Source organism: Pseudomonas sp. AL10 (assembly GCF_029960685.1).
GTDB lineage: Bacteria > Pseudomonadota > Gammaproteobacteria > Pseudomonadales > Pseudomonadaceae > Aquipseudomonas > Aquipseudomonas lactis.
In genome coordinates this window covers 18,731-28,853 of sequence record NZ_JASBQZ010000053.1, presented here as the reverse complement: position 1 = coordinate 28,853, position 10,123 = coordinate 18,731, and the positions used below count along the sequence as shown (strand labels likewise).

9 protein-coding genes are annotated in these 10,123 nt (G+C 62.5%); 6 read left to right on the top strand and 3 right to left on the bottom strand.

What is annotated here, in order from left to right:
* Positions 1–293: 293 nt before the first annotated feature.
* On the top strand, positions 294–1,751 hold the full coding sequence (dacB, locus tag QK296_RS26620) for a D-alanyl-D-alanine carboxypeptidase/D-alanyl-D-alanine-endopeptidase (protein WP_282391927.1): 1,458 nt from the start codon (positions 294–296) through the stop codon (positions 1,749–1,751).
* A gap of 1 nt (position 1,752) precedes the next feature.
* Here the strand turns inward: dacB and QK296_RS26615 are convergent, their stop codons facing one another.
* Positions 1,753–2,532: an IclR family transcriptional regulator gene (locus QK296_RS26615; RefSeq protein ID WP_003188795.1), complete on the bottom strand. Its 780-nt coding sequence runs from the start codon at positions 2,530–2,532 to the stop codon at positions 1,753–1,755.
* A gap of 120 nt (positions 2,533–2,652) precedes the next feature.
* Here QK296_RS26615 and hmgA point away from each other — a divergent pair, with 120 nt between their 5' ends.
* The 4 genes from hmgA to QK296_RS26595 all read left to right on the top strand — a co-directional run bounded on the left by hmgA (position 2,653) and on the right by QK296_RS26595 (position 7,374).
* Positions 2,653–3,936, top strand: a complete 1,284-nt coding sequence (gene hmgA, locus QK296_RS26610) for a homogentisate 1,2-dioxygenase (RefSeq protein ID WP_003188797.1) — start codon at positions 2,653–2,655, stop codon at positions 3,934–3,936.
* Between the two features lie 3 nt (positions 3,937–3,939).
* Positions 3,940–5,226, top strand: a complete 1,287-nt coding sequence (gene fahA / locus QK296_RS26605) for a fumarylacetoacetase (RefSeq protein ID WP_282391923.1) — start codon at positions 3,940–3,942, stop codon at positions 5,224–5,226.
* Between the two features lie 12 nt (positions 5,227–5,238).
* Positions 5,239–5,874, top strand: coding sequence for a maleylacetoacetate isomerase (gene maiA / locus QK296_RS26600; protein ID WP_282391922.1), 636 nt, complete (start codon positions 5,239–5,241; stop codon positions 5,872–5,874).
* A 147-nt stretch (positions 5,875–6,021) separates the two neighbouring features.
* Positions 6,022–7,374 carry an aromatic acid/H+ symport family MFS transporter gene (locus tag QK296_RS26595; protein ID WP_034134804.1) on the top strand — a complete coding sequence of 451 codons (1,353 nt, stop codon included), beginning with the start codon at positions 6,022–6,024 and terminating at the stop codon, positions 7,372–7,374.
* Positions 7,375–7,482: 108 nt separating this feature from the next.
* Here the strand turns inward: QK296_RS26595 and QK296_RS26590 are convergent, their stop codons facing one another.
* The gene (locus QK296_RS26590; protein ID WP_003188805.1) at positions 7,483–8,286 is read right to left on the bottom strand and encodes a transglutaminase family protein; all 804 of its coding nucleotides are present in this window, start codon (positions 8,284–8,286) and stop codon (positions 7,483–7,485) included.
* 187 nt (positions 8,287–8,473) lie between these two features.
* Here QK296_RS26590 and QK296_RS26585 point away from each other — a divergent pair, with 187 nt between their 5' ends.
* A complete protein-coding gene (locus QK296_RS26585; protein ID WP_034128675.1) occupies positions 8,474–9,493 on the top strand; it encodes a Glu/Leu/Phe/Val dehydrogenase dimerization domain-containing protein in 1,020 nt (339 codons plus the stop codon).
* Positions 9,494–9,548: 55 nt separating this feature from the next.
* Here QK296_RS26585 and QK296_RS26580 read toward each other — a convergent pair whose 3' ends face one another.
* Positions 9,549–9,809: a YebG family protein gene (locus QK296_RS26580; protein ID WP_003188807.1), complete on the bottom strand. Its 261-nt coding sequence runs from the start codon at positions 9,807–9,809 to the stop codon at positions 9,549–9,551.
* Positions 9,810–10,123: the final 314 nt, after the last annotated feature.

Genomic DNA, 10,123 nt, shown 5'->3' with positions numbered 1-10,123 from the left:
GGCCAGCGTGGTTTAACGGGGCGCCTGAGATCAAGATCAAGAGCAGATCAAGAGCAGATCAAGAGCAGATCAAGAGCAGATCAAGAGCGACTCGCTTCGCATCGTGGTTACCGTCTGCTGTTACAACCTCCGAAGTTGTGTAGATACTATGCTGCGATGGCATCGACTGGGTTTGCCTGATACACCGAGTTGCCTGCATCGCAGGCAAGCCAGCTCCCACAGGAAAGCGGTCGCCACATTGATAGCGAGCTGTTAGCGTTGCCGCCATTGCAGGCTTATGGAAAACGCTACTGATGCACTTTGGAAAATGGTTTCACACCAGCACCCTGCTGGTCGGCTTGAGTTTTGTGCTGGGCGGCTGCGCCAGCGTCTCCCAAACCTCCACCCCGGCAACCCTGGATAAGCTGTTGAGCGACCCGGCGCTGCAAGGCGCCACCGTCTCGCTGATGGTGCGTGATGCCCGCACAGGCACCACGCTGTATCAGCACAACCCACGCACCCGGTTGGTGCCCGCGTCCAACCTCAAGCTGTTGACCACGGCGGCAGCCATGGATGTATTGGGGCCGCAGTACCGCTTCGCCACGCAACTGCTGAGCAATGGCCTACGCCAGGGCGACCGGCTGACTGGCAACCTGTACCTGCGTGGCTTGGGTGACCCGAGTATTCAGTTTGCCGACTATCAGGCGCTCGCCGCGCAATTGGCCAGCCAGGGCGTGCGCCAGGTGCAGGGTGACCTGGTGTTCGATGACACCTGGTTCGATGCCGAGCGGCTGGGCGTCGACTGGTCCCATGATGATGAAACCACCTACTACGGCGCGCAGATTTCAGCGCTGACCGTGGCGCCCAATACCGACTTTGATGCTGGCAGCGTGCTGGTCACCGCCAAGGCGCCGTTGCACGTCGGCTCGCCGGTCGGCGTGGAGATCTACCCGCCCACCGACTACCTGCAACTGAATAACCGCGCCGTCAGCGGGCCGGGTAACAGCTATGGGATCAACCGTCGCCATGGCACCAACCTGCTGCAGCTCAGCGGCGCGGTGGCGCCTGGCCGGCAGAGCCCGCAATTGATCAGCGTGTGGGAGCCGACGCAACTGGTGGCCAACCTGTTTGAGCAAGCCTTGGCGCAGCAGGGCATCAAGGTGCTGGGGCGTCGGGTGATGGGCGGGGCAAGTCCTGCTGGGGTGACGGTGCTGGCCGAGCACCAATCGGCGCCGTTGCAGGAGCTGATCGTGCCGCTGCTCAAGCTCTCGAACAACGCCATGTCCGAAGCCGTGCTCAAGGCCATGGGCCGCCAGACGGCCAGCAGCGGCACGGCGGCGGCGGGCGCCGTGGCTGTGGCCGACTTTCTCAAGCGCCAGGGGCTGGACACCAGCGCTGTGAGCCAAGTGGACGGCTCCGGCCTGTCGCGGCGTAACCTGGTGTCGTCGCAAACCCTCACCGACCTGCTGCTGGCGGCCAGCAAACAACCCTGGTTCGACGCCTGGTACAACGCGCTGCCGGTTGCCGGCAATGCCGACCGTATGACCGGCGGCAGCCTGGGTTACCGCCTGCGCGGCACGGCTGCGGAAAATAACCTGCATGCCAAGACCGGCTCCATGGCCGGCGTGTCGTCATTGAGCGGTTACATCACCGATGCTCACGGGCGCAAGCTGGTGTTCGCGATGTTGACCAACAACTATGTGGTCGCTGGCGCGCAGGTAAAAGCCGTGGAAAACCGCGTCGCCGTGGCCCTGTCCCACAGCGAAGACTGATTCAGGGCTGATAGCCCATGCGCCAACTCACGGCCCGGGTCGCCGCCAGCAAGCGCTGCGCCGCCGGGCCATCTTCATCGGCATGGAACAGTGAAGTCGGGCCGACCACGGTCATCACCGCCGCCACGTGCCCGACCGCATTGAACACCGGCGCTGATAATGCATCCACGCCAGGCATCAGCAGCCCATGTACGAAGTGCAGGCCGCGGCTGCGGATTTGCTCGCACACGTTGGCATAGGCCTGATCGTCCGCCAAGGTGTGGGCGGTGCCGGCTAGAACCTCGCGCTCACGCAACTCCACGGTTTCCCGTGACGGCAGGTACGCGCTGAACACCAGCCCGGTGGACGAGCTGAGCAGCGGTAGTACCGAACCTAACTGCGTCACCACGGTGACGGCACGCACCGCCGGCTCAATGTGCACCACCGTCGCGCCCTGGTTGCCCCACACCGCTAGAAAGCAGGTTTCATTCAATTCATCGCGCAGCTCGGCCAGGGGCAGGGCGCCGACCTTCAATACATCCAGGCTGCCCAGCGCCGCCAACCCCACGCGTAACGCTTCGCGGCCCAGGCCGTAATGGTTGGTGGCGCTGTTCTGTTCGGCAAAACCCGAAGCGATCAGGGCCTGCAAATAGCGGTGCACCTTGCTCGCCGGCATCTGCACATGTTCGGCCAGGCGTGACAACGAGGTGGCCGGCGACAGTTCGGCCAGGGCCTTGAGGATATCGGTGCCGACTTCCGCCGAGCGGACTTTCTGTTTACCGGTGTCGCGGGGCTTTTCCATGGAAGGGCGAGAATCCGAGAGATGAATGGGCGTCTTTATAGCTTGACGGTCGATAGTGATCAAATTACGTTATGCGTAACTGGATTACGATAAATACAACTGACCCTCAGAGGACGATCCATGAACCTCGAATACCTGTCGGGCTTCGGCAACGAATTCGCCAGCGAAGCCTTGCCCGGCGCGCTGCCGGTCGGCCAGAACTCGCCGCAGAAAGCCCCTTACGGGCTCTACACCGAACTGTTTTCCGGCACCGCCTTCACCATGGCCCGCAGCGAAGCCCGTCGCACCTGGCTGTACCGCATTCAGCCGTCGGCCAACCACCCGGCATTCGTCAAGCTTGCGCGGCAATTGGCCGGTGGCCCGTTGGGCGCAGTGACGCCGAACCGCTTGCGCTGGAACCCGTTGGACATCCCGAGTGAGCCGACGGACTTTATCGACGGCCTGGTGGGCATGGTTGCCAATGCGGGTGCGGAAAAACCTTCGGGCATCAGCATCTATAACTACCGCGCCAACCGCTCCATGGAGCGCGTGTTCTTCAATGCCGACGGCGAACTGCTGATCGTCCCCGAACAGGGCCGCCTGCGCATCGCCACCGAGCTGGGTGTGCTGGACGTCGAGCCGCTGGAGATCGTGGTGCTGCCCCGTGGCCTCAAGTTCCGTATCGAACTGCTGGATGCGCAAGCACGCGGTTACGTTGCTGAGAACCATGGCGCCCCGCTGCGTCTGCCGGACCTTGGCCCTATCGGCAGCAACGGCCTGGCCAACCCCCGCGACTTCCTCACGCCAGTTGCCCACTACGAAGACCTGAAAAAGCCCACACCGCTGGTGCAGAAATTCCTCGGTGAGCTGTGGGGCTGCGAGCTGGACCACTCACCGCTCAACGTGGTCGCCTGGCACGGCAATAACGTGCCGTACAAATATGACCTACGCCGTTTCAACACCATCGGCACCGTGAGTTTCGATCACCCGGACCCGTCGATCTTCACGGTCTTGACCTCGCCTACCAGCGTGCACGGCCTGGCCAACCTCGACTTCGTGATTTTCCCGCCACGCTGGATGGTGGCCGAGAACACCTTCCGTCCGCCGTGGTTTCACCGCAATCTGATGAACGAATACATGGGCCTGATCCAGGGCGCCTACGACGCCAAGGCCGAAGGCTTCCTGCCGGGCGGCGCATCGCTGCACAGTTGCATGAGCGCCCACGGCCCGGATGGCGAGACCTGCACCAAAGCCATCAACGCCGACCTGGCGCCGCACAAGATCGACAACACGATGGCGTTCATGTTCGAGACCAGCCAAGTGCTGCGCCCGACCCAGTTCGCCCTGGAATGCCCGCAACTGCAACCTGCTTATGACGCGTGCTGGGCCGCGCTGCCTGCCACCTTCAACCCGAACCGGAGATAACCCATGACTCAACCAACGCAGACCCGCAGCTGGGTATCCTCGGCCAATGGTCACGCGGATTTCCCCTTGCAGAACTTGCCCCTGGGCGTGTTCAGTATCAATGACTCGGCACCGCGCAGTGGCGTGGCGATTGGCGATGCGATTCTCGACCTGCATGCCGCGCTGGACGAATTTTCCGGCGAAGCCCGGCGCGCTGTCGAAGCTACGGTGGGGGGCCAACTGAACGCCTTTTTCGAACTCGGTCGTGGCCCCCGCGTCGCCCTGCGCGAGCGCCTGCTGGAACTGCTGGCCGAAGGCAGCAAGCTGCAAACCCGCGAAGCGCAAGTGCTGCACCGTGCCGCTGATTGCCAGATGCACCTGCCGGCCAAGATCAATGACTACACCGACTTCTACGTCGGCATCGAGCACGCGCAAAACGTCGGCAAATTGTTCCGCCCCGATAACCCCTTGTTGCCCAACTACAAGTACGTGCCCATTGGCTACCACGGCCGTGCCTCGACCATTCGCCCCTCGGGTACAGAGGTGCGACGCCCTAAAGGCCAGACCCTTCCGGCCGGCCAGACCGAGCCGACCTTTGGCCCATGCGCGCGCCTGGACTATGAGTTGGAGCTGGGCATCTGGATCGGTCAGGGCAATGCCATAGGCGATGCGATTGCCATTGGCGATGCCGCCGAGCATATCGCTGGTTTCTGCCTGCTCAACGACTGGTCGGCGCGGGATATCCAGGCCTGGGAGTACCAGCCGCTGGGGCCGTTCTTGTCGAAAAGCTTTATCACCAGCATCTCGCCGTGGGTCGTCACCGCTGAAGCTTTGGAACCTTTCCGCAAGGCCCAGCCGGCACGTCCAGAGGGTGATCCTCAACCGCTGCCCTACCTGCTGGACAAGCGCGATCAGAACGCGGGCGCCTTTGATATCGAACTGGAAGTGCTGCTCACCACGGCTTCGATGCGTGAACAAAACCTGCCCGCCCATCGCCTGACCCTGAGCAACACCGAGCATATGTACTGGACCGTGGCACAAATGGTGGCGCACCACAGCGTCAACGGCTGCCAGTTGCAGGCCGGTGACCTGTTTGGGTCGGGCACCTTGTCTGGCCCGCAGCCGGGGCAGTTCGGCAGCCTGCTGGAGATTACCGAAGGTGGTAAAAAGCCGATTGAATTGGCTTCCGGTGAGGTGCGTAAATTCCTCGAGGATGGCGACGAAATCATCTTGCGTGCCCGTTGCAGCCGCGAGGGCTTTGCCTCCATCGGCTTCGGCGAATGCCGCGGTACCGTGGTCGCGGCGCGCTGAGAGGGCAGGGCCATGGAACTCTATACCTACTACCGTTCCACCGCGTCGTATCGAGTACGTATTGCCCTGGCCCTCAAAGGCCTGGATTTCACCGCGCTGCCGGTCAACCTGCTGGTGCCGGCCGGCGGCGCCAACCGCCAACCTGGCTACCTGGCGATCAACCCCCAAGGGCGCGTGCCGGCGTTGCGTAGCGATGAAGGGGCGTTGTTGATCCAGTCACAGGCGATCATCGAGTACCTGGAAGAGCGTTATCCACAGGTGCCGCTGCTCGCCAAGGATTGGGTCGCCAGGGCTCACGAGCGGGCGGTGGCGTCGATCATCGCCTGTGATATCCACCCGTTGCATAACTCCAGCACCCAGAACTTGCTGCGCAAGTGGGGGCACGACGAGGCGCAATTGCTGGAGTGGATCGGGCATTGGATCAGCCAGGGCCTGGGCGCGGTGGAGCAGTTGATTGGCGACACCGGGTTTTGCTTTGGCGAACAACCGGGCCTGGCCGATGCGTTTCTGATCCCGCAGTTGTACGCGGCCGAGCGTTTCAAGGTGCCCTTGGCGGCATACCCACGCATCGGGCGGGTGGCGGCATTGGCGGCCCAACATCCGGCCTTCATGCAGGCACACCCCGCCAATCAACCTGACACCCCCTGAACCCCCTGTAATGATCGTTCCTACGCTCAGCGTGGGAACGCCTCATGTGGCGCTCTGCGTCACGGCTCTAAAAACGGACGCGGAGCGTCCAGAGCTGTATTCCCACGCAGAGCGTGGGAACAATCATAAAAAAACAGGTACCTTGCGATGCACAATCAGATTGCCAGCTTTCGCGCGGCACTCGACGCCCGTCCGGTGTCGCGCTACCAATGGTTGATTCTCCTGCTGCTGGCACTGCTACTGGTCACCGATGGCTATGACGCCCAGGTGCTGGGCTATGTAGTGCCGGCGCTGGCCCAGGATTGGGGCCTGGAAAAATCCGCGTTCGGGCCCGTGTTCAGCGCCAACCTGCTGGGCCTCACCCTCGGCTCGCTGTTGGTGACGCCGCTGGCGGATCGGTTTGGTGTGCGACGCATTCTGCTGGCGTGCGTGCTGATCTACGCCAGCCTCACGGTATTGATGGTGTTCGCCAATTCCCTGACCACGTTGATGGCGGCGCGGTTTATCTGCGGGATCGGCATGGGCGGTGCGATGCCCAGTGCCATGGCGTTGATGTCGGAGTATTCGCCACCACGCCTGCGCACCTTGATGGTGACGCTGGCCGCCTGTGGCTTTTCGTTCGGCGGCGCGGCGGGTGGCTTTGTGGCGGCCGGGTTTATCGACAGTTTTGGCTGGCAGGCGGTGTTCCTGGCGGGCGGTGTGACGCCGTTGCTGTTGTTCCCGTTTCTGGTATGGCTGTTGCCCGAATCCCTGCCGCGTTTGCTGCGCGATGCACCGCCGTACCTGCGCTTACACAAGGTCACGGCGCGGATGCTGCCCGACTGGCAGCCACCGTCCGCCAGCGAAGCCGAGAACCGCCAGGAGCAGGGCAGCAAGCTGACCGTGGTGGAGCTGTTTCGCAACGGCTACGCGCGCCCGACGCTGCTGATCTGGGCGACTTTTTTTGTCAGCCTGATCCTGCTGTATTTCATGATCAGCTGGCTGCCTTCGCTATTGCTCGAAAGCGGCCTAGCGTTGAACGAAGCCAACCTGGTCACCTCCATGTTCCTGTTCGCCGGCACCTTGGGCGCCATTCTCATGGCTTGGTTTGCCGATCGCTTGAAGAGCAAAGTGCGGCTGCTGTCCGGCGTTCTGGCGGCGGCAGCGTTGTGCACCATCCTGCTGGGCTTGAACCACGACAACCCACGCTACCTGGTGGCCTGCGTGTTTGCCGCAGGGTTCTGCATCATCGGCGGGCAACTGACCCTCAATGCCTTCGCGAGCAACTTCTACCCGGCGCACGTGCGCGCCACCGGCACGGGCTGGGCGTTGGGGGTGGGGCGGTTCGGGTCGATTCTGGGGCCGCTGTTTGGCAGCTTGTTGCTGGCGATGCATATCCCGGTCGAGCAGATTTTCTTCTTCTGCGCGATTCCGGCGGTGATTGCGGCGTTGTTGATTATTCAAGTGCGGGCGCCGGGAGCTAACACGCTGCATAGCGACGTTCTCAAACCCTCACTGTAGGAGCGAGCTTGCTCGCGAAGCACGTCAACGATAACGCGGGCATCCTGGTTTAACGCGGTGCCCTTGCGTTCTTCGCGAGCAAGCTCGCTCCTACAGTTGGGAGTTGGGTCAGTGCATTACTGAGTTGGGCGGCAGGTGCCCCAGCCGCTCGGTCAGGCGCAGACGCTGGATCGGGTCGTCGCTGAGCATCAACGCGTGTTCCAGGTCAAAGCGTTCGGCGCTCGGGCAGTCCAGGCGTTGATACAGGCTGGCGCGCGCCAGGTAGTCGGAGGCGCTGGCGTTGCCCAGTTCCAGTACGCGCTCGGCGTCCACCAGGGCCGCCAACGGTTCGTCGTTGGCAAGGTAGAGTTGGCGCAGGTTGCGCGACAGCCGTTGCAGGATCGCCCGTGGCTCGGCGGTCAGCAGGTGGTCGGCCTGCAATTTCAGCTTCTCCCCGTATTGGCGCGCCAGCAACTCGCGACAGTCATTAGGGTACAGGCGCCGGCCGCCGCAAGGGTCCAGCAGGTGATCGGCACCCGGTACCCGCAGCAGGAAGTGCCCGGGGAAGTTCACGCCGACCATGGGGATATCCAGGCGCCGTGCCATCTCCAACGCGATCAGGCCCATGGCCAAGGGTTGCCCGCGTTTGCGTTGCAGCACCTTGTCCAACAGCGCGGCGGCGGGGCGCAACGGCGTATGGTCATCCTGGGCAAACCCCAGGTCATTCATGCGTCGCAGCAGCGGCTGGCCGAGTTCATCCGCCGGTAGCAGGGGCATGCCCAGGCTGACCTGTTGTTGCAGTGCACCAAGGTCCTGCAGGATCAACGCAGGTTGCACGCTGGTGTCATGCTCGGCAGCAATCCACAGCGCGGCTTCGAACAGCGCGGGGGGTGAACGGTCCAGGCAGGCGAAAAAAGCTGTGCGGGGGTTCATCGAGTTCTCCGGCGTATGCCCCCGTTTTAGCCTTGCTGCGAATTTTCGTCCAGCATCTTGAGAGATATCCCACGCGCTTATGTCGTAGATCCCACGAAAACGCGCGGCTTATTCCAGCGCAATCCAGCAGTTTTCTGCCGCAAGCCTATACTTGGCCCACTACCAGAAGTGATTCGGGAGCTCATTGATGTTTGCGCTCATGCACAGCACCCGCCTTGAATCGCTGCACCTGAGCGTTGATCCGGTGACCGGCTTGAAGGCGATCATCGCCATCCACAACAGTCGCCTGGGCCCAGCGTTGGGTGGCTGTCGTTACCTGGCCTACCCTAATGATGAAACCGCCGTGGCCGATGCCGCGCGCCTGGCGCAAGGCATGAGCTACAAAGCCGCACTGGCCGGGCTGCCGGTGGGCGGCGGTACGGCGGTGATCATCCGCCCCGTACACGTGGAAAGCCGTGCGGCGCTGTTCGAGGCGTTTGGCCGTTGTGTGGAAAAACTCGACGGCCGCTTCATCACCTCGATCGACAGCGGCACCTCGGTCGCCGACATGGACTGCATCGCCCAGAACACCCGCTTTGTCACCAGCACCACGGCCGCCGGCGACCCTGCGCCCCATGCCGCCATGGGAGTGTTCGCCGGTATCCGCACCACCGCCATGGCGCGCTTGGGCAGCGACAACCTCGAGGGCCTGCGCGTCGCGGTCCAGGGCCTGGGCAATGTCGGTTACGCCCTGGCCGAACAACTGCATGCCGCCGGTGCCGAACTGCTGGTCAGCGACATCGACCACGGCAAGGTGCAACTGGCCATGGAGCAACTGGGCGCCCACCCGATTGCCAACGACGCCTTGCTCAGCACGCCCTGCGACATCCTCGCACCGTGCGGCGTCGGCGCCGTATTCAACCGTAACAGTGTCGGCCAGTTGCGTTGCGCCGCCGTGGCGGGTTCGGCCAGCGCACAACTGACCAACCTGGACATCGCCGACCAATTGGAAGGCCGCGGCATCCTCTACGCACCGGACTATGTGATCAACTCTGGCGGGCTGATCTACGTCGCCCTCAAACACGCCGGCACCGACCTGCCCGGCATCACCGCGCACCTGTCGAACATCGGCAGCCGCCTGACCGAAATCTTCGCCCACGCCCAAGCCGAAAAACGCTCCCCCGCACGGGTGGCCGATGAGCTGGCCGAACGCCTGCTGTACAAATAGGCCAGGCATTAAAAAGGCCCTGAATCCATGATTCAGGGCCTGTTCAATTCGGGCTTTACTCCGCCGCCGGGTTCAGCAACTCGGACAATGCGTCCGGTTGGCTCTTGAACGCCTTGGCAAAGACATCGCGGTTCTTCGCCATGTAGATCCCGGCTTCTTCCACCTGCTGCTCGCTCAACGACGGCACGGCTTTTTGCAACACCTCTGCCAGCAACTCAGCGAGTTCAAGCATCTTGTCATGACGGTCAGCTTCGGCTTTATCCATGAACAAACGCTCCAGATCTCGGCTGCTGCGGTATACCACTTCGACGGCCATTCACCACCTCACATGCCTTCACGATAGTTGTCTTTTGCGACTACTGTATTTATATACAGCTAAAAGGATAAGCCAAACGTCGGGGTTTGGATAGTAGGTTTTTAATGTAGTTGGGAAATTGGGGGCTGAACCGGAAATTTCGCACAGCACGCTGAGGTTCTCGATCGTTCCCACGCTCTGCGGGGGAATGCATCCCGTGACGCTCCGCGTCACCCACGAGCAGGTCTGAGGGACGCGGAGCGTCCCAGGCGGCGTTCCCACGCGGAGCGTGGGAACGATCGGGGGGAATTAAGTGCCTCGTATCATACGGCCAC